Annotated in this window: 18 protein-coding genes; 7 read left to right on the top strand and 11 right to left on the bottom strand. The window is 66.4% G+C overall.

Annotation, left to right across the window (positions count from 1 at the left end):
* Window positions 1-12: 12 nt before the first annotated feature.
* A complete protein-coding gene (locus J2D77_RS01350) occupies window positions 13-1,638 on the bottom strand; it encodes a lysine--tRNA ligase (protein WP_207844345.1) in 1,626 nt (541 codons plus the stop codon).
* Between the two features lie 182 nt (window positions 1,639-1,820).
* Between J2D77_RS01350 and J2D77_RS01345 the strand changes: the two genes are divergently transcribed.
* Complete coding sequence (locus tag J2D77_RS01345; RefSeq protein ID WP_207844343.1) at window positions 1,821-2,576, top strand: competence/damage-inducible protein A; 756 nt, start codon at window positions 1,821-1,823, stop codon at window positions 2,574-2,576.
* A gap of 120 nt (window positions 2,577-2,696) precedes the next feature.
* On the opposite strand, the gene J2D77_RS01340 is transcribed toward J2D77_RS01345, so the two are convergent.
* The 3 genes from J2D77_RS01340 to J2D77_RS01330 all read right to left on the bottom strand — a co-directional run bounded on the left by J2D77_RS01340 (window position 2,697) and on the right by J2D77_RS01330 (window position 5,307).
* A complete protein-coding gene (locus tag J2D77_RS01340; protein WP_207844341.1) occupies window positions 2,697-3,653 on the bottom strand; it encodes an acetyl-CoA carboxylase carboxyltransferase subunit alpha in 957 nt (318 codons plus the stop codon).
* 84 nt (window positions 3,654-3,737) lie between these two features.
* A complete protein-coding gene (locus tag J2D77_RS01335) occupies window positions 3,738-4,871 on the bottom strand; it encodes a site-specific tyrosine recombinase XerD (RefSeq protein WP_207844339.1) in 1,134 nt (377 codons plus the stop codon).
* 58 nt (window positions 4,872-4,929) lie between these two features.
* Entirely contained in the window at window positions 4,930-5,307 is a 378-nt protein-coding gene (locus J2D77_RS01330) for a hypothetical protein (protein ID WP_207844337.1), read from the bottom strand.
* Window positions 5,308-5,372: 65 nt separating this feature from the next.
* Here J2D77_RS01330 and aroB point away from each other — a divergent pair, with 65 nt between their 5' ends.
* The 6 genes from aroB to J2D77_RS01300 all read left to right on the top strand — a co-directional run bounded on the left by aroB (window position 5,373) and on the right by J2D77_RS01300 (window position 13,683).
* The gene (gene aroB, locus J2D77_RS01325) at window positions 5,373-7,106 is read left to right on the top strand and encodes a 3-dehydroquinate synthase (protein WP_207844335.1); all 1,734 of its coding nucleotides are present in this window, start codon (window positions 5,373-5,375) and stop codon (window positions 7,104-7,106) included.
* A gap of 347 nt (window positions 7,107-7,453) precedes the next feature.
* The gene (locus J2D77_RS01320; RefSeq protein WP_207844979.1) at window positions 7,454-8,578 is read left to right on the top strand and encodes an OmpA family protein; all 1,125 of its coding nucleotides are present in this window, start codon (window positions 7,454-7,456) and stop codon (window positions 8,576-8,578) included.
* A 117-nt stretch (window positions 8,579-8,695) separates the two neighbouring features.
* Window positions 8,696-9,196: a GtrA family protein gene (locus J2D77_RS01315; RefSeq protein ID WP_207844333.1), complete on the top strand. Its 501-nt coding sequence runs from the start codon at window positions 8,696-8,698 to the stop codon at window positions 9,194-9,196.
* A 147-nt stretch (window positions 9,197-9,343) separates the two neighbouring features.
* Entirely contained in the window at window positions 9,344-11,989 is a 2,646-nt protein-coding gene (alaS, locus tag J2D77_RS01310) for an alanine--tRNA ligase (RefSeq protein WP_207844331.1), read from the top strand.
* Between the two features lie 99 nt (window positions 11,990-12,088).
* Window positions 12,089-12,778 carry a phosphatidylserine decarboxylase gene (locus tag J2D77_RS01305; RefSeq protein WP_207844329.1) on the top strand — a complete coding sequence of 230 codons (690 nt, stop codon included), beginning with the start codon at window positions 12,089-12,091 and terminating at the stop codon, window positions 12,776-12,778.
* A gap of 8 nt (window positions 12,779-12,786) precedes the next feature.
* A complete protein-coding gene (locus tag J2D77_RS01300; protein WP_207844327.1) occupies window positions 12,787-13,683 on the top strand; it encodes a CDP-alcohol phosphatidyltransferase family protein in 897 nt (298 codons plus the stop codon).
* A gap of 16 nt (window positions 13,684-13,699) precedes the next feature.
* On the opposite strand, the gene J2D77_RS01295 is transcribed toward J2D77_RS01300, so the two are convergent.
* The 7 genes from J2D77_RS01295 to J2D77_RS01265 all read right to left on the bottom strand — a co-directional run bounded on the left by J2D77_RS01295 (window position 13,700) and on the right by J2D77_RS01265 (window position 22,441).
* Window positions 13,700-14,221, bottom strand: a complete 522-nt coding sequence (locus J2D77_RS01295) for an NADH-quinone oxidoreductase subunit B family protein (RefSeq protein WP_207844325.1) — start codon at window positions 14,219-14,221, stop codon at window positions 13,700-13,702.
* A gap of 87 nt (window positions 14,222-14,308) precedes the next feature.
* Window positions 14,309-15,808, bottom strand: coding sequence for an NADH-quinone oxidoreductase subunit D-related protein (locus J2D77_RS01290; protein ID WP_207844323.1), 1,500 nt, complete (start codon window positions 15,806-15,808; stop codon window positions 14,309-14,311).
* Window positions 15,808-17,031: a hypothetical protein gene (locus J2D77_RS01285; RefSeq protein WP_207844321.1), complete on the bottom strand. Its 1,224-nt coding sequence runs from the start codon at window positions 17,029-17,031 to the stop codon at window positions 15,808-15,810. Before J2D77_RS01285 ends, J2D77_RS01290 begins: the two co-directional genes overlap by 1 nt.
* Window positions 17,028-18,335, bottom strand: coding sequence for a hypothetical protein (locus J2D77_RS01280; RefSeq protein WP_207844320.1), 1,308 nt, complete (start codon window positions 18,333-18,335; stop codon window positions 17,028-17,030). The genes J2D77_RS01285 and J2D77_RS01280 overlap by 4 nt, the downstream gene beginning before the upstream one ends.
* On the bottom strand, window positions 18,332-19,366 hold the full coding sequence (locus tag J2D77_RS01275) for a hypothetical protein (RefSeq protein ID WP_207844318.1): 1,035 nt from the start codon (window positions 19,364-19,366) through the stop codon (window positions 18,332-18,334). The genes J2D77_RS01280 and J2D77_RS01275 overlap by 4 nt, the downstream gene beginning before the upstream one ends.
* Before the next feature lie 46 nt (window positions 19,367-19,412).
* A complete protein-coding gene (locus J2D77_RS01270) occupies window positions 19,413-21,443 on the bottom strand; it encodes a hypothetical protein (protein ID WP_207844316.1) in 2,031 nt (676 codons plus the stop codon).
* Between the two features lie 89 nt (window positions 21,444-21,532).
* Entirely contained in the window at window positions 21,533-22,441 is a 909-nt protein-coding gene (locus J2D77_RS01265) for a class I SAM-dependent methyltransferase (protein WP_207844314.1), read from the bottom strand.
* Window positions 22,442-22,544: the final 103 nt, after the last annotated feature.

Genomic DNA, 22,544 nt, shown 5'->3' with positions numbered 1-22,544 from the left:
AAAACCCCGCCCTTAGTCCTGCCTGTCGCGCAGCAACGCGGCATCGATCAGGGCGATTGTCTCACCCACGCCGTACAGGGCCACGAAGCCGCCAAAACGCGGGCCTTCCTTCTGCCCCAGCAACACTTCGTAAAGACAGCCGAACCAGGCCCGCAGGGGCTCGAAACCGTGCCGCTTGCCCACCTCGAATACAAGGTTCTGCAAGGCGGCGGCATCGGGCGCATCTCCCTCGTAACCGCGCAGGCATTCCGCCAGGTCTGCCAGGGCCGCACGTTCCATGTCCGTGGGCGCGCGGAAGGTCTTGGCCGGGCGCACGAAATCCGCGTAATAGGCCACCGCGTGTTTGACCAGGCAGGCCAGCATGGGGTGTGTCTCGGGCGAGACCGCAGCATCGTACCGGCGAATGAAGCCCCACAGCACCTCGGGCGTGTCCGCATTGGCGACACTGGCCAGGTTCAGCAGCATGCCGAACGGCACCGGGCTGCATGCCTGGGGCCCCACCTGCCCTTTAAGGATGAACCAGGCCGGGTTGGCGCGCAGTTCGGCCCCCGTAGGGTTTTGCGCCTGCTGGGTGCAGGCTTTCTCGGCATGGGCCAGATAGTCATCGGCCGTTTTGGGAATAACGTCGAAATACAGCCGCTTGGCGCGCTGGGGCTGGTTGAACATGAACTGGCCCAGGCTTTCGGGCGGGGCGTAGCGCAGCCATTCCTCCACCGACAGGCCGTTGCCCTTGGACTTGGAAATCTTCTGGCCCTTGTCGTCCAGGAACAGTTCGTACGTCAGGCCCGCAGGTGCGGTGCCACCCAGAATCTTGCAGATCCGGCCCGACAGGCGCACGCTGTCGATCAGATCCTTGCCCGACATTTCATAATCCACGCCCAGCGCGTACCAGCGCATGGCCCAGTCGGCCTTCCACTGCATCTTGGCATGGCCGCCGGTCACGGGTGTTTCGAACACCTCACCACTGGCGGGATCGGTCCAGCGCACTGTTCCCGCCACCGGGTCGATGGCGTCCATCTTCACCTGCATGACCTCACCCGTGCGCGGATGCAGCGGCAGGACGGGCGAATAGGTGGCCCGGCGGTCCGGCCCCAATGTGGGCAGGATGACGGCCAGAATCTCGTCATGCACTTCCAGCACGCGCTTGAGTGCCGCGTCGAACCGGCCGGATGTGTAATAATCGGTGGAGGAGGCGAATTCGTATTCGAAGCCGAAGCCGTCCAGAAAGGCGCGCAGCCGGGCGTTGTTATGGGCCGCGAACGAGTCGTGCGTGCCGAACGGGTCGGGCACGCGGGACAGGGGCTGGCCTATGAATTTTTCCAGCATCTCGCGCTGGGGCACGTTGTCGGGCACCTTGCGCAATGCGTCCATGTCATCGGAAAAAGCCAGCAGGCGCGAAGGCCGGCCTGTCAGCGCCGTATAGGCCTGCCGCACCCAGGACGTGCGGGCGACCTCGCCAAACGTGCCGATATGGGGCAGGCCCGACGGGCCGTAACCGGTTTCGAGCAATGCGGGGCGGGCATCGCCCCCGGCACTTGCCGTGTCGCGCTGCGCGACATGGTCAGCCAGTTTGCGCGCTTCCTCGAAAGGCCAGGCGCGTGGAAGGTCGGACACGGGAGCTGTTTGGCTTTCAGACATGGGCGGAAGCTATGAACTGCTCTGCCCCGGGTCAATCCAAAAACGCGATCACGGGCGGATGGCTCCCATTTTTTACCACCATTGACCGCGCCCGCCTGCCGTTTCATCCTCTGGGCGAAATTATGCCCGGCTCTGCCTTGTCTCTCACTCCCCCAGCGTCCAGGAAAGGATTTTCCCCGATCATGCGCCGCACCTCCGCCCTTATCCTGATAGGCAATGAAATCCTGTCCGGCCGCACGCGCGATGAAAATATCCAGTTCCTGGCCAAGAACCTGGGGGAACTGGGCATTCCCCTGCGCGAGGTAAGGGTCATTCCCGACGTGCGGGAGACCATCATCAAAACGGTCACCGAAATCCGCGCCGCCTATGACGAGGTGTTCACGACCGGGGGGATCGGCCCCACGCATGACGACATCACCGCCCCCTGCGTGGCCGAAGCCTTTGGCGTGCCGTGGGAAATCCACCCCCCCACCTTCGCGCTGCTGGAAGACTATTTCCGCAAGACCGAGTTCAACGCCGCCCGCCAGCGCATGGCCAAGCTGCCCCGCGGCGCGACCCCCATCCGCAACCCGGTCTCCCTTGCACCGGGATTTACCATCGGCAATGTGCATGTGCTGGCGGGCGTGCCCCGCATCATGCGCGCCATGTTCGAGGAACTGGCCCCCACCCTGCGCCCGGGTGAGCCGGTGTTCTCCCTCACCTGGCATGTAACCTCGCTGTATGAAGGGGCCCTGGCCGAAGGGCTGGAGGCCATCCAGGCCCAATACCCGGACCTGGATATCGGCTCCTACCCGTTCCACCGGGGCGATGGACGGTACGGCGTGGCCCTGGTGGCCAAGGGACAGGACAGGGACGCCGTGACCCAGGCGGCGGCCCATATCCACGACCTGATCGAAAAAAAGGGCGGCACCCCCCAGCAGGGAGAGCCGCCGCCCTGAAAAAAATGCGCAGGGCCCCAGCGGCCCCGCCCCGCCGGTTTTATCGATTACCGCTTATAAAAAAAACCCCGCCCGGTCAGCACCAGGCGGGGTCGATCATGAACGCGATCGCAAGGCCGTTCAGTGCAGGGCTTCGCGCCCCATGGCCAGGAATTTTTCGCGCCGCAATTCCTTCAGGCGCTGGGGGGCAAGCGGCACCAGTTCCTTGAGCGCACCCGCCACCGCCTGGCCCACGGCAGCCATGGTCACCTGGGGGTCGCGCTGGGCACCGCCAACGGGTTCGGGAATGATCTGATCAATCAGCCCCAGCCGCTGAAGGTCCTGTGCAGTCAGGCGCAGCGTTTCCGCCGCCGTGCTGGCCTGCTTGGGGTCGCGCCACAGGATGGAGGCACAGGCTTCGGGCGAGATCACGGAATAGATGGCGTGTTCGAGCATGAACACCCTGTCCCCCGCACCCAGGGCCACCGCACCGCCCGACCCGCCTTCACCGATCACGGTCGCCACCAGCGGCACGGGGGCATCGAAACATGCGGCGATGGAGCGGGCAATGGCCTCTGCCTGGCCGCGCTGTTCGGCATCGATTCCCGGCCATGCACCGGCTGTGTCGATAAAGGTCAGAATCGGCAGGCCGAACCGCCCGGCCAGCGCCATCAGGCGTTGGGCCTTGCGGTACCCTTCGGGCCGGGCCATGCCGAAATTATGGCGCAGCCTGGTTTCCAGGTCCGAACCGCGTTCGGTGCCGATCACCATTACCGGCATGCCGTCGAACCGACCCATGCCGCCGATAATGGCCTTGTCGTCACCAAACAGCCGGTCCCCCGCCAGGGGCGTGAAGTCGCTTACCAGCGCATCGATGTAATCCTGCGTGTGCGGGCGTTGCGCGTGGCGGGCCACCTGCACCTTCTGCCACGGCGTAAGCTTGGCATAGATGGTACGCAGATGCTTTTCCGCCTTGTCGGAAAGGCGGGCTGTTTCTTCTTCGATATTGACCCCTTCGGGGTCGGTCATCTGCCGGAGTTCGTCGATCTTGTTCTCAAGTTCGGCGACGGGCTTTTCAAAATCAAGGAACTGACGCATGCAATGCCGATTAGCACAACGCGGTTGAAAACCAAGTCACTTCATGCGTCCAAACATGTCGTTCATGCGCTTTTTTAGCGAAAACTAGCGATCAGGGCGGTTTTTTACCCCCGCCCCCGCTTCCGGCCCCTGCCGGGCGAGGGGGTGGTGTGCCGCCACAGCCTGTTTCAGCCGTTCGGCCTGCACATGGGTATAGATCTGGGTCGTGGCGATATCCGCATGGCCCAGCAGCACCTGCAACGCCCGCAGGTCGGCCCCATGGTTGAGCATATGCGTGGCAAAGGAATGCCGCAGCACATGGGGCGACAGGCGTGAAGGGTCCAAGCCGGCGCGCAGGGCCACATCGTGCAGGATCCGGTCGAAGGCCTGGCGGGTCAGCGGCTGCGTGGGAACCCGGCCGGGGAACAGGTAGGGGCTGTGCAGGGGGGCGTCCGCCGCAAGAAGGGCCTTTGCCGCATCCCGCGCAGTTTCCGAAAGCGGGACAAGGCGTTCCCGCCCGCCCTTGCCCCGCACCATCATCATGCGCCCGTCCCCCGCCACTGCCTGGCGTGGCAGGCCCAGCAGTTCGGAGATTCGCAGGCCCGACGCGTACAGCAGTTCCAGTGCCGCCCGGGCCACCAGCCCGCGCCGGTGCTTGGCGGGTGAGGCATCGGGGGCTGCATCGCACGCATCCAGCAGGGCCAGCACCTCCGATTCGGAGAGAAAGCGCGGCAGGGTCGTGCCCGCCCGGGGGCTGTCGAGATTGGCGGCGGGGTTATCCGCCCGCAGGCCTTCACGCAGCGCGAACAGGTAGAACTGCTTGATGCACGAAAGCCTGCGCGCCACCGTACGGCTGGACTGGCCCGCCCCCGCCAGATCGGCCAGCCAGGCGCGCAGCCCATCCGCCGTCGCACCAAGCAGGCTTTGCCCCTGTGCGGCCAGGCTTTGCGCGCAGGACGTCATATCCCGCCCATAGGCGGCCAGCGTGTTGGGGGCGGCAGCCCGTTCGGCTGCCAGCATTTCCAGAAAAAGATCCACCCCCCGCACGGACTCGGCAGAAGCCCGCGTGGCAGCCGGTGCCTGAGCAGGACCCGCAGACTCCGCCGCCGCGTCAGCCCGCCTGGAACCGTCGTCCCCGGAACCGGCCCGGGCGGGGTGGCCATGGGTGGGACGGGGACGAGCACTTTTGGCACGGGCGCTGGCGCTCCCGGGGCCGGTCGTCAGGGGCTTGGCGGTCATGGACTCGGCAGCCTCGGCACGGGCGGGCCCCACCGGTCAGGCACCTGCCCCTTCCCCATCACGGATGGGCGGGGGCCGGGGCCGCAGCGGGAAGAGACGATTGCGCAGGGGCCGACTGGACGGGCTGGGCTGCCGGGCCAGACGGAATCTGACCTGCGGGAATCTGGGCAGGCGACTGGGTCAGATTCGGCTGGGTCAGAGCCGGCTGGGCAGGGGCCGTCGGCACCACGGGGGCCATGACGGGAACTGTCGCAGGGGCTGCGGGCACCACCGGCAGGCTTGCCGCGGGCAGGCTCTCGGCCGGGGCGGGGGGCAGGGCCACGGCGTGGTGCACAGGCTGGGGCACCGGGGGGCGACCTGTCAGGCCCAATGCCACGAAACCACCAAGCAGGCCGACGATCACAACGGTAAAAACGATCAGAACCGCGCGGTTCATAAAGGCAGGCTCCCCTGATAACAGATATAGGTGTGTTCCTCCTGCTCTATGTTAAGCTGCGTATCATGTCATCACGTATCTCTCTCCCTCCCCCCGAAACCGTGGACCCGCCGCCCGTCCCGCTCGACCTGGAACGCATCGTCCGTGACCACGCCCACAGCGTCCTGCCGTCAGGGCGCAGTATCGTGCTGGTCGGCCTGATGGGTGCGGGCAAGACCACGATCGGCCGCCACCTGGCCACCCGCCTTGGCCTGCCTTTTGTCGATGCGGATATCGAAATCGAGCGCGCTGCGGGCTGTTCCATTGCCGACGTGTTCCGCCTGTATGGCGAAGCCGCGTTCCGCGACGGCGAAAGGCGCGTCATCCGTCGCCTGCTCGAAGGCCCGCCCATGGTGCTGGCCACGGGCGGTGGTGCGTTCATGACCGAAAGCACGCGGGCTTTGGTGCGGGAGAAGGCCGTTTCCGTCTGGCTGCGCTGCCCCCTGCCGGTGCTGCTGCGCCGGGTGGCCGGGCGTACGCACCGTCCGCTGCTCAATACCGCTTCCCCGCGCGATGTGCTGGACCGGCTCATGACCATCCGCCACCCTGTCTATGCCGAAGCCGACATTACCGTTGATTGCGGAGATAACAACGTGGACTACACCACCACCCGCGTGATGGAAGCGCTTGCCCTGTCACGCCGCCCGCTGCGCCTGCCCGTGGCCCTGGCGCGCAACACCTATGACGTGGTGATCGGCAGCGATCTCATCAGCCGGGCGGGTGCCCTGCTGGCCCCCGTGCTGCCGCGCAAGGATACGATCATCATCACCGACGAGACCGTCGGCGCCCTTTACCTGGACAAGCTGCAGTCAGCCCTGGGCGAGACGGGCATTGCCTCGCGCGCCCTGACGATCGCCCCGGGCGAACACAGCAAAAGCCTTGCGACATACCAGCGCCTGACCGATGCGATTCTCGAACACGGGGTGGAACGCCGGACCACCGTCATCGCCCTGGGTGGCGGGGTCGTGGGGGATCTTGCGGGCTTTGTTGCGGCCACCACGCTGCGCGGCCTGCCCTTTGTGCAAATTCCCACCACGCTGCTTTCACAGGTCGATTCGTCCGTGGGCGGGAAGACCGGAATCAACTCGCGCTGGGGCAAGAATCTGATCGGGGCGTTTCACCAGCCGCTTTGCGTGCTGGCCGATGTTTCGGCCCTGGCCACCCTGCCCCGCCGGGAGCTGGTCGCAGGTTATGCCGAAATTGTGAAATCAGGCCTGATCGGTGACGAATCCCTGTTCGAATGGTGCGAAAAGAACGGTGCCGCCGTTCTGGCCCAGGACCCCGAATGCCTGGCCGAGGCCGTAAGGCAGGCCTGCGCCTTCAAGGCCCGCGTGGTCGCCGCCGACGAACGGGAAGAACAGAAATCCGACGGTCGCGCCCTGCTGAATCTGGGCCATACCTTCGGTCACGCTCTGGAGGCGGAGCTTGGGTATGACGGACGCCTTCTGCATGGGGAGGCCGTGTCCATCGGGCTGACCCTGGCCTTCAGCCTGTCCGTCCGGCTGGGGCTGTGCCCCAAGGCCGATCTGGACCGCGTGGTCACGCATCTGGAATCGCTGGGCATGCCCGCGCATATTCGTGACCTACCATACAGTTTTCGCATAACGGACCTGATGGCCCATATGCAGAGAGACAAGAAAATGCAGGACGGAAAACTGTCCTTCGTGCTGGTGCGTGGAATCGCACGTGCCTTCACCACGCGCGACGTACCGGCCGAGCAGGTGCGCGAGGTTCTTCTGGCAGATGGCGCAACTGCCTGAATCATGGCGGAAAACCGCCATTGGGCGGGGCGGTCGTTGTAAAAGTGTCACCCCGCCTCAATTCCGCCTCAATCTCGCACGAGAGAGACTTCAACAGTTGCGTTTGCAATATGTTAGGCTGTTTCCGCTAGACCTGTGGTAAGCTGCATGCAGTGACAACATATTCGAACCTCGGAATGAACTGTTGCAGATAAAGCACGCTTATGACTTGTTATGCGGCATAGCGTGAAACTTCGGGTTCCTATCAGGGAACTGATCGTTTTATAACGGCTTTAAGCATCTTGCTGGATTTGCCAACCAAATGGTTGGGGGCAGGTCAAACAGATGAAAATATTGAGGACGAAAAAATGCGTCTCCGCACGGCGTTACTTGCAACGACATTGATGGCAGCGGCTCCTGCGGCCGCATTCGCCACCACGATTACAGGCCCGTATGTCAACGTGGGCGGTGGTTACAACCTTGTTCAGAACCAGCACGCTCACCTCGCCGGCGATCCGCCCGGCGGCGGGTCTTCCCAGTTCCGCCACAACACCGGTTTCACCGGTTTCGGTGCTTTCGGCTGGGGCTTCGGCAACGGTCTGCGCGCTGAAATCGAAGGGGCCTACAACTACTCCAACATCGACCATCGCCCCGGCACGAGCATTCCGGGTCATACCCGCAGCTCCGACCAGGCGTATGGCGGTTTCGTGAACGTGCTGTATGACATCGACCTGAAGCAGTTCGGTATCGACGCACCTGTCACGCCGTTTGTCGGTGTCGGCGCGGGCTACCTGTGGCAGCACTACAACCCCGTCCAGACGAACTTCCAGGGCGGCGGTTACACGCATATCGGCGGCACGAACGGTGGCTTCGCCTACCAGGGTATTGTCGGTGCTGCGTATGACACAGGCATCCCGGGCTTCCAGATCACCACGGAATACCGCATGATCGGCCAGCCGGGCTCCTTCATGGACGGCGCCTATCAGTATTCCGCCGTTTCCGCGACGGGTGCGCGTTCTTCCGGGCACGTGAACTTCGACCAGCGCTTCAACCACCAGTTCATCCTGGGTCTGCGCTATGCGTTCGACACGGCTCCCCCGCCGCCCCCGCCGGCTCCGGTCGTTGCGGCTCCGGCTCCCCTGCCGGCCCGTTCGTACCTGGTGTTCTTCGATTGGGACAAGTCTGACCTGACCGCTCGCGCCCGTCAGATCGTGGCAGAAGCCGCCCAGGCTTCCACCCACGTCCAGACGACCCGCATCGAAGTCAACGGCTATACCGACAACTCCTCGGCCCATCCCGGCCCGCGTGGTGAGAAGTATAACCTTGATCTGTCCGTGCGTCGCGCCAACAGCGTGAAGGCCGAACTGATCCGTGACGGTGTCCCGGCTTCCGCCATCGACATCCACGGCTACGGTGAAGCCCACCCGCTGGTGCCGACCGGCCCGAACACCCGTGAGCCCCAGAACCGTCGCGTGGAAATCATCCTCCACTAATCGGTCTGTCTCCGGTTTGTTACAGAGAAAAGAGGTGCGTTCGCGCACCTCTTTTTTTATGGAAAACGCTTCGTCATCCTGTAGCCTTTCCGCGCCCCCCAGCGTTTTCGATGGATCATGACCTCACTCCTGCGCCAAATCCCCGACAAGCAAAAAGCCCTGCGCCTGTTCAAGTTCGGGGTGGTGGGCACCCTGGGCCTCGTTTGGGATACGGGATCGGTTTATGCGTTGCGCCCGCTGCTGGGTCTGACGCTTGCCACACTTGCGGCCTATTTCATTGCCGCGACCGCGAACTGGTTTTTAAACCGGCTATGGACCTTCAGGGGGGTCGGTCTGCACCAGCATATCCTGGTCCAGTGGCTGCGTTTTCTGACCACCAACAGCCTGGGATTCCTGCTCAATCGCGGCACTGTCTATACGCTGTTCCTTCTTTTTCCGCTTTGCCGGCACTATCCGGTCGTGGCCCTGGCAGCCGGTGCACTGGCTGGCCTGTTCAGCAATTTTCACATCTGCCAGAAAATGGTTTTTCGTGAACATCCAGCCGCCAACTGCCCTGAACAACCCACCGCAAACCCCCAGCCCCCCGCCCCCGAACCCGTGCGCCGCGTGGCTCCGTAACGCTGCCCTCTTTCGGAGAAGCGCTGGCTGCGCTACATTTCGGGCCGAATTAGAACGTGCCCGTCACTTTCAATGGCCGTGAGAGCGGATTTCCGTCTTTCAGCCATCACATGCCCAACCCCGTTGCAGGACTTTCCGCCCCACGCCATGCTGACAACAAATGAAATCCGCACCGCTTTCCTGGAGTATTTTGCCAGCAACGGGCACCAGATCGTACCTTCGTCGTCCCTCGTCCCCAGGAACGACCCGACCCTGCTTTTCACCAATGCGGGCATGGTACAGTTCAAGAACGTCTTTACCGGGCAGGAAACCCGCCCCTATTCCCGCGCCACCACGGCCCAGAAGGTGGTGCGCGCAGGCGGCAAGCACAACGACCTCGATAACGTGGGCTACACCGCGCGGCACCACACGTTTTTCGAAATGATGGGCAACTTCTCCTTCGGCGACTATTTCAAGGCCGAAGCGATCGAATTCGCCTGGAAGCTGGTCACCCAAAATTTCGGCCTGCCGCCTGAAAAACTGCTGGTCACGGTCTTCGCGGATGACGAGGAAGCCGCCGGCCTGTGGCGTTCCATCGCCGGGCTGGACGACAGCCGTATCATCCGCATCGCCACATCGGACAATTTCTGGCGCATGGGCGATACCGGCCCCTGCGGCCCCTGTTCGGAAATCTTCTACGACCACGGCCCGGACGTGCCCGGCGGCCCCCCCGGCTCCCCCGATGAGGATGGCGACCGGTTCGTCGAAATCTGGAACCTCGTGTTCATGCAGTATTTCGAGGACCCGCCGGGCGTGCGCTCCCCCCTGCCCCGCCCGTCCATCGACACGGGCATGGGGCTGGAACGCTTTGCCGCCATCATGCAGGGCAAGCGCGACAACTACGACACGGACACGTTCGTGGCCCTTACGCAGGCTTCCGCCGATGTGACGCATCAGGCGGTGGACGGCCCGTTCAAGGCCAGCCACCGCGTGGTGGCCGACCACCTGCGCTCCAGCGCGTTCCTGATTGCCGATGGTGTGCTGCCCGCCAAGGACGGGCGCGGCTATGTGCTGCGCCGCATCATGCGCCGGGCCATGCGCCACCTGCACATGATGGGCACGAAGGAGCCTGTTTTCTACCGCCTGCTGCCCTCCCTGGTGCAGCAGATGGGTGGCGCCTACCCTGAACTGGTGCATGGCGAAGCCCTGATCCGCGAGACCATGCGCGGGGAGGAAGAACGCTTCAAGGCCATGCTCGAACGCGGCCTGCACCTGCTGGACGAGGAAAAGACCCGGCTTGTGCCCGGCGCGGCCTTGCCCGGTGAGGTCGCCTTCCGCCTGTACGACACGTTCGGCTTCCCGCTCGACCTGACGCAGGACGCCCTGCGTGGAAGCGGGCATGAGGTGGACGTTCAGGGCTTTGAAGACGCCATGGCCGTCCAGCGCCAGCGTGCGCGCGCCGCCTGGGCCGGCTCGGGCGATGCGGCGGTCGAGACTGTCTGGTTCGAAGCGCGTGACAAGTTCGGCGCGTCCGAATTCCTGGGCTATTCCACCGAACAGGCGGATGGTGAGGTCCTGGCCGTGATCGCGGGCAATGCCTTCCTGCCCGAAGCCCCGGTGGGGTCGCAGGTCGCGGTTCTGCTCAACCAGACACCCTTTTACGGCGAAAGCGGCGGCCAGGCGGGCGATACCGGTTTTCTGACGGCCCCCGGGCTGAAAATGGCCGTGACCGACACCCAGAAGAAAGCGGGCGACCTGATCGTGCATATCGGCACGGTGGTGGAAGGCACGCTGCGCCCGGGTGTTGCGGTAACCGCCACGATCGACCATGACCGGCGCGCGGCCATTCGCGCCCACCATTCGGCCACCCACCTGCTGCATGAAGCCCTGCGCCGCCGCTTAGGCCAGCATGTGGCCCAGAAAGGCAGCCTGAACACGCCCGATCGCCTGCGGTTCGATGTCAGCCAGCCGCGCCCGATCGATGCTGCCGAACTGGCCGATATCGAAGCCGAGGTGAACCACCGCATTCGCGAGAACGCGCAGGTTTCCACCCGCTCCATGACGCCGGAGGAAGCGGTGGCCGAAGGGGCGACAGCCCTGTTCGGTGAAAAATACGGGGACGAGGTGCGCGTGGTCGCCATGGGCCCGGGCGATGACACACGCAGCGCGTGGTCCATGGAACTGTGCGGCGGCACGCATGTCGGCCGCACGGGGGATATCGGGCAGTTCCGTATCGTCTCCGAAAGCGGGGTTTCGGCCGGGGTGCGCCGGATCGAAGCCGTGGCGGGCAAGGCGGCCGAAGCCCTGACCGCTGCCAACGAACAGCGCCTGGCCCAGATGGCCGCCATGATGAAGGTGGGCCTGGCCGAAGCCCCCGAACGGCTTGCCAGCCTGCTGGATGAACGCCGCGCCATGGAACGCCAGATCGCCAACCTGCAACGCCAGTTGGCCACCGGCACGGTGGCGGCTGCCGGGGTGGAGCAGATCGGCGCCATACGGCTTGCCACCCGCAATGTGGGTGAAACCCCGCCGCGTGAACTCAAGGGCTTGGCCGAGACCATTCTCAAGCAGGGCAACGCGGATGTGGTGGTGCTGATTTCCACCGCCGAGGGCAAGGGCAGCGTTGTCGCGGCCGTGGCCCCCGCTTTTGCCGACAAGGCCGATGCCGTGGCCCTGGTGCGCGCGGCCAGTGTGGCCATGGGCGGCAAGGGCGGTGGCGGTCGGCGCGACATGGCCCAGGCGGGCGGGCCGGACGGCCAGGCCGCGGATGCCGCTTTTGCCGCCGTGCGCGAAACACTGAAGGAACTGGCCTGACCGGTCGGCCCGGGTCGGAGGGGAACCGCGCGTTCCTTTCCACCTTTTCGCTTCATTCGGGCTTTTTGCCATTCAGGGCCTTCGGGTAAGGATTGAACCATGTCTCTGCTCCAATCTCTCAAGCTTGTCGTCGCGCGTCCCCACCCGGAAGCCCGGCCTTTTCTGCTGGCATCCGCGGCATCCGCCCTTGTCACCTATTGGGCGGGCCGCAAGCTGTCCTGCCCCATGCTGCGCCGCGCCGGACATGCCAGCATGGGATTTTTCGGCTTCTGCCTGTATTTCTTCCGTGACCCCGAACGCGTGACACCCGCGCGGGCCGATATTGCCGTGGCCCCAGCCGACGGGCATATCGTCTCGGTTGAAAAAATAGCCCCGCCCAGGGAACTGAACATGGGCACGACGCCTGTCTGGCGCATTGCCACCTTCCTTTCGGTGCTGGACGTGCATGTCAACCGCATGCCGGCCGCGGGCACCGTCACGGCCATTGCCTACCACCCCGGCCTGTTCCTGAACGCAAGCCTGGACAAGGCGTCCGAGCAGAACGAACGTAATGCGCTCAGCCTGACCCTGCCCGATGGCCGCATGATGGCGGTTGTCCAGATCGCGGGCCTGGTCGCGCGGCGCATTGTCTGTTCCGTGACCGAGGGCATGAAGGTGGAAGCGGGCGAACGCTTCGGGCTGATCCGCTTTGGCTCGCGCACCGACCTGTACCTGCCGCCGGGGGTTGAACCGCTGGTCAGCGTAGGCCAGACCATGGTCGGCGGCGAAACCGTTATGGCCCGTCTCTGAAAACCGCCGTGTCTCTTCCCGCCCCCGCTCCGCAGCCCGCCCCCCTTTCCCCCGACGGGAAAACCGCGCCCCGCCGCCGCAAGTTGAAGCGGCGCATCCGCACGAAAAGCCGGGGGCCGTCCTTTAACCGCCTTATCCCCAATATCCTGACCATGCTGGGGCTGTGCGCCGGGCTGAACGGCATGCGCTTTGCCGTTGACGGCCGTTTCCAGGCCGCGGCCGCCGCCCTGCTGCTTTCAGCCTTTATCGACGGGCTGGACGGGCGCATTGCCCGGCTGCTGCGCGGGTCCACCCGGTTCGGGGCGGAGTTCGACAGCCTGTCGGACTTCGTGTGCTTTGGGGTGGCGCCATCCTTCCTGCTGTATTTCTGGGCGCTGCGGGACAGCAACCGCTACGCCTTCCTGCCGTGCATGCTGTTTACGGTCTGCATGGCGCTGCGGCTTGCCCGCTTCAACGCCAGCCTGGATGGTGAGGAGCACAAGCCCAAATACGCTTCCAACTTCTTTACCGGCGTGCCCGCGCCTGCCGGGGCGGGGCTTGCCCTGTTCCCGCTTTTTCTGGGGCTGGAAGCGCAGAAGCTCAATCTGGACTGGCTGTACGAATTCACACGCCAGCCCCTGCTCCCGTGGCTGACACTGACGGGCACGGCCTTCCTGCTGGTTTCGACCCTGCCGGTCTGGTCGTTCAAGAACTTCAAGGTGCCGGTGCAGTTCGTACTGCCGCTGATGCTGGGTACGGGCATTTACGCCGTGATCCTGATTGCCGACCCCTGGGGCGCACTGGCGGCGGCAGGCGTGATCTATACGCTGATGCTGCCTGTCAGCCGCCGCAGCTTCCTGAAGCTGAAAAGGGCGGCAGAAGCCCTGCAGGACGACGAAGAGCCCGAAACACCCACCCACGCCTGAATGGTCACGCGCGGGCCTAGCCCCCTGCGCCATCCGCACCGCCTGCGGCCACACCGCCCTGTGTATCCGGGGCTGGAACGGGCGGGCGGAACAGGCTGCGCAGGCCGTCCAGCACATCCATCGGTGTGGGCGGGCAGCCCGGAATTGCCAGGTCGATGGACACGCGGCGCTCAAGCCCGCCCATGACGGCATAGTTTTCACCGAACATCCCGCCATCGAGCGCGCAGGCCCCCACGCAGACAAGGCCCCTGGGGGCTGGCATGGCCTCCCACGCGGCTTGCACGACCGGGGCCATGGCGCGGGTCAGCGGGCCGGTCACGACCAGCATGTCGGCATTGCGGGGGCTGTGTACAAAGCCGAAACCCGCCCCCTGCATGTCAAACGGTGCGCAGGACAGGGCCTGAAGCTCCATCCCGCAGCCGCCGCACCCGCCCGTATCGATATGGAACAGCCTGACCGGCCAGCCCGGCCCCTGCGGTTTCATGCGCTGCATACCGGGGCGAAAGGCCATGTCGAAGACCGCGCGCATCAACCCCATGCCCAACCTCCCCCGCAGGAACACGCCCGATCGGGTGGCGCCCCCGCCAGTTGCCCTGTCATCCTGCCGGCCACCATTTTTTCCTGCCTAGCCATCCTGTGCCGCAACCTCCACCCCGAGCGAGCTTGCCAGCAGGGCAATATCGTCCGCCGCACATCCGCGCAGCGTATCTTCGAACAGCATCAGCGTGGCCGGTTCGGGGGTGTGGTAAAAAACCTGCGCCACGCGGCCTTCATGCAGGCGCACCCAATACGCAATACTGCCCCATGGTCCTTCTACCCGGGCCGTGCCTTCCCCGTCGCGCAGGCTCAGCGTACCGGGCCCGCTTATGGGCCCCATCCGCCCCGCCAGCCTGTCCAGCATGCCAAGACTTTCCGCGATCTCATCGAGCAGCAGCAGGGCCCGGTCCTGCGCCGTGCCGTGCTGCGGGCCCGCCGTATAGCGCCACAGCCCCTCATAAGCGGGAAGGCCGCGCCGTACGTCGCAATCCCGCCCTGCCGCCCGGGCGACGGGACCATCCAGCCCCGTGCGGTCCAGGACCTCGGCCGCAGGGGTACCAAGCCCCGCCAGGCGCGTGGCAAGACCGGGGTAGTCCCGCCAGAGCTGGTTCAGTTCGGCAAGGCCGGGCCGGGCGATATCGGGCACAAGGCTGCATAATTCCGCCATCTGCGCCATCTGTTTCACCCTGACCCCGCCGGGCACGCAGGTGTCCATCAGCAGGCGCGAGCCGACAATGGGGGCCACGTCGGCCAGAATGCGCTCACGCAGCATCATGCAGCGCGATGCGGGCAAATCCGCCCCCGCCAGCCCCGCGACATCGGCCAATGTGTAAAGATGGTGGCCGATCCGTTCGATCTCCAGCAACGCCACGCGTGCATGCTCGGCCGGCACTCCGGCCGCGTGCCCGCAGGCTGCTTCCACCGCCCAGGAAAACGCCACCTGGTGCGCCAGGGAACACCGCGCGGCCACGCGGCTGCTCAGGCGGGCGGCCTGCTCCACCGTGCTGCCGCGCCAGCGCAGGGCCAGGCCCCGATGCGCATAGCCGGTCTGGCTTTGCGCACCCAGCACGCGCCCTCCGGATACCGCCAGCCCCACATGAAAGGGCGAGCCCATGCCACCCGTGGCAGGCCCCCAACCATCCCTTTGCGCCCCATCCGCATGCAGGCCCTCGGCAGGCTGGAAGCGCACCAGCCCCTTATGCGTGCCCGCCATGCCGGGTGTGGGGGAAAGTGGGGCGGTGTTCAGCCACACGTCATGGTCCAGCAGGGGGCGGACATCGACCGCCCACATGGCCTCGGCGCCGTACAGGTCGTAAATCGCCCGTTCGTAAAAGGCGGAGACCGGCCGGGCGGGCGACAGGGCGGGATAGCGCCCGTCGTCCAGCGCCAGGGTCGCGGCCAGAGGCTGGCCATGGGGCAGGAACAGGGCATGGACACATACACCGTCGCACCACAGCCCGGCAAAGGGCAGGCTGTCGTGATCATGGGCAAGGGCTGCCACCATGTCGCGCCAGCCCAGTTCGTCCAGTTCGAAGCGCCAGGGCGTGGCCGTTTGCGCGCCCGCGCGGATCAGGGAGGCCGCAGTCATCAGAACGCCCCCAGCATCATGGCCAGCGGGGCGACAAGCCCCATGGCGGTCAGCACCGCGCAGGCCAGCCGCCCCGCCGGATCATCGGGCCAGAACCGATAGCCCAGCCCGTTGCCCGATGCATTGACGGGGGCATTGGAATCACCACGGAAGGATGAACCATCCATCGGCCCGGTCCTCCGTTCCTTTCCCACATGGGCCGGCATGGCCCGTGCGAGACAAATCAGGACACCCGCCACGCTCAGCACCGCCACCAGCCAGGACCAGTCCGCCATGACCGAAAGCAGAAGCAGGCAGCCCACAAAGGGTGCGCCGGGTGGAAAACACGTCACGGCGCGAACCGCCCAGCCCTGCCCCGCCCGGCCGCCGCCCGCCAGGCACCAGCCGCACAGAAAGAGCAGGGCCGCGACATCGGCCCCGACACCCACGGCCATGACCCCCAGCGCCAGCGGGAAACTGCGCAGCAGGTGCCACCGCTGCGCCAGGCGGGACGAGCAGGCCGTAAGCCACAGACACAGCAGGCCCGCCGCAACCAATGCGGCTTCGAACGCCATGCCGCCATGGGTGCGCATGCGCATGGCCAGCAACAGGGCCGCCCCGGCCAGCGGCACGAACAGCAGCGGACTGTTCGCATCCCGCCAGGAAGGACCGAAAAACGCAAGCCCAGCCAGGACCGACAGGCCGCAGGCCATCATCAGCCCGCCCCCCAGCGTGCCTGCCGGCAGCATCAGCCCCGACAGGGCAAGGAACGTGCCCACCGAACCCGCGCGAACAAGCGCCCAGCCCGCCATGGCCTGCCCCGGCCTGCGGGCCAGCACGAACACCCCCCAGGCCAGCGCCACCTGGACGATTCCAAGCCCGATCGCGGGGTTGGCGGCAACGCAGGCCAGCCCCGCCAAGGCGGTGGAGATATGGGGCAAGGTGCGCAAAAGCCGGTCCTGTGCCAGTGCCGGGGCGTAGTCCAGCACATTCAGCAACAGCCCGAAGGCCAGCATTACCCGCCCCGCCCGCTGCACCGGATCATCGTCCCACCCGGCGGATGCCCCCCCGCTGGCGGGAAAGACGAAAACCGCCATGGCCAGCGCACAGCCTATGCCCGCCATCCACAAGGCGACATCCCGCGCGCGCGGGGCCGTAACCACGCATACGATAACCGCCCCGACAAAGGGCCAGACAAACGCCAGCGCGGCCAGGAAAACGGTTATCTGCAAACCCGCGATCATGCGTGCTCCCCCGCCCCGGCCGATGGTTCATCCCGCGTGGAATCCCATGCTTGATTGCGCGCTGCGTGATGGGATGCCTGTGGGGGTGCTTGCGGGGGTGCTGCTGGGGATGCCCCCGGAGATGTCTCACGAGCCGTATCGCCGGATATGTCATGGGGATGGCCCCATGGGTTGCCCTGTGCCGGTTCAGCGCGCGCAGCCTCTGCCGGGGCCGGGTTCGGGGCCGGGCTTTGCGCACCATGCCAGGGCTGGGCCGTGGCAGCATCGCCCTGCGCCTGTTCTTTCGGCCCCGGCCGGCTTTCGTTACCATCCGCCCTATCCAGGCGGGAGGGCGAGGCAGGGTCGTATTCACCTTGCGCCCATCCTTCCGGCCGGGAAAATTCTTCGTCACTACTCGCCCTATCCGGGCTGACGGGTGGGATGGGGTCATGTTCGCCCCGCGTCCATCCTCTCAGTCCGGAAAACTCATCGTCACCACCTGCCATATCCGGGCTGGCGGATGAGACCGGGTTGGACTCGCCCTTCGTCCACTCTTCCGGCGGCGAAAAGTCTTCCTCACCACTCGCCCTGTCCTGGCTGGCGAGTGGGACGGAGGCCTGCTCGTCCTCGACCCGTCCTTCGGGGGGCTGTGAGTTCCTCCAGCCGGGCGCGGACGGGTTCATGGGCTGGTTGCTGCCCTGTTCGGCGCGCGCAGATAGGTCGGGCGCATGGTAGGGCGCGGCATCCGGGTGGGGCGTGCCGGTGCGCGGCGGGGGCATGGGCGGGGGACGGGTGTCCGGGCTTGCGACCTTGCGCAGTAACGTACGGTGCGCGCAGAACCCGCCAAATACCAGCACGATCACGCAGGCCAGGGCCGCCACGCCCATAACCTCGGCCTGCCGGGTCTGGGTTGCGAACAGCAGCACCCCTTCACCACAGGTCAGCACCCCCGCCCATTGCCATACCAGTGTCTGGCGGCAGGCGACTGCCACAAGACCGGCCAGGGCCATGCACAGCCCGGCCGGAAAACCCGCAACGCCCGCGCGCATGGTGGTGAACTGCAACAGCACCATCAGCCCAAGGGCCACGAACGGCACCGCGGGCCGCGGGCTTTCGCGCGAGAGATCGGGCTGGTAGCGGCTCAGAAACACCAGCGGCAGAACGCCGATCAGCACGGCCAGGCCGGATGCTGCCTCACACACGGGATCGGGGTTGCCCAGAAGCATTGCTGCGGCACTGGCGACACCCAGGGCGGGCAGGAAACCCATGCCCCACACCACCATGCCCAGGGCAAGCAACTGCGCGATCATGGCAGCAAGCGTCATGACAGGCCCCCCTGGCCGTCGGGCACGCGGTCCGATGCTGCGGGAACGGGTGCGGCGCCCTCGCTTTCCTGCATGACGGGCTGGGGGGCCAGCGCCCATGTCACCTGCCAGGCCAACGCACCCAGGAGAAAAACCACCCCAAGCCTGATTCGTATGCGGCGCAGGGCCGGCAGCACAACCAGCCGCCCGAGTGCGAGAATGACTGCGGCCACCACCAGCTTGCCCAGCCACAGACCGGCCCCTTCGGCACATTGCAGCAGCCACGGCCCCACGCCCTGCCCGCCGGCGCCCCCCCCATTCTGCCCCGGCACACCGGCCAGGCTTGCCGACCACGCCACATCCGCTGCCAGGCTGACCCAGCAAAGCTGAACGCAATCCGCCGCCAGCAGCCACATGGCCCTGTCCGGCCCCGCCAGGGGTGCTGCCACGGCTTCGCGCTCCGCCCCCTGGGCGGACAGGGCTGTCACCACGAACAGGGCGACACCCGCCAGCACGTAGGGTGCGCCGTCCCGCAGGGGGGAAAGCGGGGCAAGACCCGCCAGAAAGGTGGACAGGTCCTGCGTGCCCGCCAGCAGCATGACCGGGCAAAGAACGGGCAGCAGCAGCGCATTGCCCAGCAGGGCGGCACTGCCGGGATAGGCCCCCAACCCGCCCTGCACGGCCAGCGGCAGGTCAAGCAGCAGCATGGCCACAACCAGCACGCAGCACACCAGCAGCAGGCCGGGGGCGGGAAAACCCGGGGGTGTCAGGGCAAACACCGGCACCAGCCCGCAGGCCAGGACCGCCAGGACCAGTGCGGAAAAACAGAACACGCCATTCAGCGCATCGGCCGGGCCGCGCAGGACCGGCCTGCGGGCCTGATGGTGGATTTCGGGCCAGCCTGCCCCTGCATGGAAGCGCTGCCGCCCGCTGACACGCCCTGCCAGGCGTTCGCACAGCCCGGCGAACCAGGGGGCCAGCACCACCATAAGCCCCGCCTGCACGGCCAATGCGAACAGCCAGGCCACGATCCAGCCTGCCTTCAGCGCCATGTCTTTATCCTGTCGGCACCCTGGTGGCGCCCTTGCGGTTCCTCTCTCATGTTCCCACAAACAGCCCCACCAGCAAACCCAGCCCCAGCAGCAGCACGACCAGCACCATGCCCTGGCTTTCGCACCATTGCGTATAACGAAAAACCAGGCGCCGCAGGGAGCGCGCCATCACCCTGCCCCGCCGGGCGACATCGCGCGCGGGGGCCCTGCGCGCATGCCGCCCGCCCCTGCCTGAAACCGTACCCGCAATCATGCCCGGCATAGTAACTGCAATCGTGCCACGGCCCGTATCCATGCCGCTCAACCCCATGACCGCGGGCCATAGCGGCATGACGGATGCGCCCTGGCCTTCGCCGGGCCCGTCGGAAGAAAGGGGGGCCCCCTGCCGCCAGAACGGCACGCGTACGACACCCTGCCCGAACGGAACAAACCCCAACGCCCGCACCAGCACAGCCGCCACGGCGACCGCGCCCAGCATGGCGGCCAGCACCAGCAGCGGCGTAAGCTGGCTTTCCCCCTGGGCCAGACGCACGACAAAACTGCTCCCCACTGTCAGGGGAAGTGGCTCATCCCCCATGGCGGTGGGGGCGACCATGGGGCCCGCGACGAACAGCCACACACCCGGAAAGGCCGAGACAAGGCCCGCCGCCCCGGCACAGATCCAGCCAGGCCATGCGAACGCCCCGGCCGGGCCAGCCCGGACAGGGGTAAAAGACAGTGTTTCGCGCGCGGCCGATGTGTCGGCGGGGGGCAGGACCAGTTGCAGCCCGGCCCGCAGCAGGCCGAGGCTTGCCAGCACGATCACCCCGGCCTGGAAGGCAAGGAGCACAACCACGCCCACCGCCACCACGGGCCTGGCCCCCTGCACGGAATAATCCCCCGCCAGCAGCAGGCTCCACAAAACTGCAAAAATGCCAAAGGGCGGGGCCGCCGAAAGCTGGCAAAGGCACAGCCCGGCCAAGACACGCCCACCGCGCCCCGCCATACCGACCGCGCCCGCCCCGCCTGCCGCGAAAGACCCGCCTGCCAGCCGGGCGGCCAGAAACTGCACAGCCAGCAACGCCAGAAGGGGTGCGCCCATACCCAGTTCCACCGCCATGCGAAAGGCATCCGCGCCGTCCAGGGCGGATGTCAGGGCCAGCACAAGGTCGATCACCAGCCCGCCATACCAGGCCGCGGCAAAGCCGCCGAGCATGGCCTGCACCGAACGTTCACCCAGCGCCCGCAGGCAGCCGCGCAGGGCCACCCACGCCCCGCACGCCAGGAGCACCGCCGTCTCCCCCACCGGCAACATCCCCATTTCCGCCAGGATACGCCCCAGCAGGAACAGCCCGATACAGGCGGGCAGCAGGGCCACGGGCCCCTTCTGGACCGACACCGCCCAGCCGGTCTGCACAAGGCTGAGGCACAGCAGCGGGACGGAAAGGATATTATCGGCCGAAATGCAGACCGGCAGCACGGCAAAAGGCAGCCACAGCGCGCGCCTGCCCCGCCCGTCCAGCAGGGCCAGCGCCATGGCGGCGAAAAGACCGAACACAAGTGGCGATAAAGCAAGAAAGGCGAACCCGGCCAGCACGCAGGCCAGGCCATGCGCCCCGCCTTGCCCCGGTCCCGTGGATGGCACGCCTTCCTGTGGCTGGCCATATGGCTGCACCATGGGCCGGGCCTGGGCCACAGAGTCGCTCCATGGCTGGTCCCCCTGCTGAACCGGCCCGTCGCCCGGCGCGTGATGCGTTGCTTGTTCCAGGGGCTGCGCCAGGGATTGGCCCGAAAACTGCCCCGCCGGCTGAATTATTCCATGCTGCCGGGGTCGCATTCCGCCTTGCAGGCCCCCGGCGCAGATACCAATAAAGGCCAGCAGCACCAGCATGGGAAGTGCCGGACCATCCAGCCCGAAGACGGGGAACCAGTCCGGCGCGCCCGCAAGCCCGAACACGGCACCCGCCAGGGCGCCTATGCCCGCAAGCCCCCACAGGCCGCCCGCCAGTCCGGGCCGCAGCAAGACGGCAAGCCAGGGGCGCGTCGTGCCTGCAAGGGATGGCGGCAGCACGCACAGGATACCCAGCGCGCCCAGCACAAGCAGCAGACCACATGTGACAAAAGAAACCAGAATGAAACCGCCCTACCCTGCCAACACAAAAAACCGCCACATGCCCTTCGATAACATCATGCGTGGGGGTTCATGGCAATCTGTTCAGCCCCATGCTGCGCGAGCCCATGCCGTTCAAGGCCAAGCCGTGTGGGCCCAAGCCGTCTGGGCCCGTGTGCCAGATCATCCTGCGCTCCCTGCCGCGCGGTACCCGCTGCGGGCAGCACAACGCGGGAGAACCAGCGCCGCCCGCGCCTGCCCGATGTTACGGGCTGTGCGAAATAGACATCGCGCACGGCTTCGACCAGAATCAGGCTTCCCGCCCCGGGACACACGATCCTGCCGATCCGATCGACCGACAGGCGACGATGCGTGGACGACCCACCCCCCAGCCGCGCCATCAGGGATGGCAGAACGCCACCCCGCCCAGCGCCGGCACCCGGCCTGACGGGCAGGAACAGGGCTTCATCCCAGCGTTCGGGGCGCAGCATGGCGGCGGCCAGCACCTGCCTGACCCCGCCGCGCGTAAATGCCGCATCCGCCCCGAAAGGGGTTTTGCGCAGCCTGGCCCGCCCCGCAAGGCGACTGGGGATGACAAGAAGCAGCCGCCCGTCATCCTTCATGACCCGGCTGGCCTCCCGCAGGACGGGCAGCGGATTGGCCCTGGCGCCCAACGCATGCACCAGCACAAGCCGGTCGAATTCCCCATCCTGGAAGGGCAGGCCGCATTCATCGGCAATGCAGGCCGGAACGGGGCAAGCCGGCGGCATGTCCGTGTTCGCATCCCAGGCGGTCCATGCGGCAATGCGGCGCGTGCCGGAATCACCCAGACGGAACAGGTAGGGTGCCGCATTCCCCACCCCCAGGACGGACAGCCCGCCCAGACCCGGCCAGATCCGCACCATCGCGTCCGCCACCTGGCTGACGCTGGCAAGCCCTTGCGGGGTTGTGTAAAAACTCTGTGGCGACTGCGTGACATCGGGCATGGTGCCTGCCTACCATAAGGCCCGTGCCCAAAGCCATGACCCTGCCGCTCCAGATGGTGCGCACCGGATGGCACGCTCCACCTGGCCCCCTCCACTTCGCACG

The organism is Acetobacter garciniae (assembly GCF_017377735.1).
In the GTDB taxonomy this organism is placed as follows: Bacteria; Pseudomonadota; Alphaproteobacteria; order Acetobacterales; family Acetobacteraceae; genus Acetobacter; species Acetobacter garciniae.
This window is presented reverse-complemented; position numbering and strand designations above follow the sequence as displayed.

What these genes read in the sequence shown, in the direction of transcription:
- J2D77_RS01275 (WP_207844318.1), bottom strand. Translation starts at nt 19,366, where the DNA reads ATGGCGCTGAAGGCAGGCTGGATCGTGGCCTGGCTGTTCGCATTGGCC.
- J2D77_RS01305 (WP_207844329.1), top strand. Translation starts at nt 12,089, where the DNA reads ATGTCTCTGCTCCAATCTCTCAAGCTTGTCGTCGCGCGTCCCCACCCG.
- J2D77_RS01265 (WP_207844314.1), bottom strand. Translation starts at nt 22,441, where the DNA reads ATGCCCGATGTCACGCAGTCGCCACAGAGTTTTTACACAACCCCGCAA.
- J2D77_RS01290 (WP_207844323.1), bottom strand. Translation starts at nt 15,808, where the DNA reads ATGACTGCGGCCTCCCTGATCCGCGCGGGCGCGCAAACGGCCACGCCC.
- J2D77_RS01280 (WP_207844320.1), bottom strand. Translation starts at nt 18,335, where the DNA reads ATGACGCTTGCTGCCATGATCGCGCAGTTGCTTGCCCTGGGCATGGTG.
- J2D77_RS01330 (WP_207844337.1), bottom strand. Translation starts at nt 5,307, where the DNA reads ATGAACCGCGCGGTTCTGATCGTTTTTACCGTTGTGATCGTCGGCCTG.
- J2D77_RS01295 (WP_207844325.1), bottom strand. Translation starts at nt 14,221, where the DNA reads ATGGGGTTGATGCGCGCGGTCTTCGACATGGCCTTTCGCCCCGGTATG.
- aroB (WP_207844335.1), top strand. Translation starts at nt 5,373, where the DNA reads ATGTCATCACGTATCTCTCTCCCTCCCCCCGAAACCGTGGACCCGCCG.
- J2D77_RS01285 (WP_207844321.1), bottom strand. Translation starts at nt 17,031, where the DNA reads ATGATCGCGGGTTTGCAGATAACCGTTTTCCTGGCCGCGCTGGCGTTT.
- J2D77_RS01345 (WP_207844343.1), top strand. Translation starts at nt 1,821, where the DNA reads ATGCGCCGCACCTCCGCCCTTATCCTGATAGGCAATGAAATCCTGTCC.
- J2D77_RS01350 (WP_207844345.1), bottom strand. Translation starts at nt 1,638, where the DNA reads ATGTCTGAAAGCCAAACAGCTCCCGTGTCCGACCTTCCACGCGCCTGG.
- alaS (WP_207844331.1), top strand. Translation starts at nt 9,344, where the DNA reads ATGCTGACAACAAATGAAATCCGCACCGCTTTCCTGGAGTATTTTGCC.
- J2D77_RS01340 (WP_207844341.1), bottom strand. Translation starts at nt 3,653, where the DNA reads ATGCGTCAGTTCCTTGATTTTGAAAAGCCCGTCGCCGAACTTGAGAAC.
- J2D77_RS01315 (WP_207844333.1), top strand. Translation starts at nt 8,696, where the DNA reads ATGACCTCACTCCTGCGCCAAATCCCCGACAAGCAAAAAGCCCTGCGC.
- J2D77_RS01335 (WP_207844339.1), bottom strand. Translation starts at nt 4,871, where the DNA reads ATGACCGCCAAGCCCCTGACGACCGGCCCCGGGAGCGCCAGCGCCCGT.
- J2D77_RS01320 (WP_207844979.1), top strand. Translation starts at nt 7,454, where the DNA reads ATGCGTCTCCGCACGGCGTTACTTGCAACGACATTGATGGCAGCGGCT.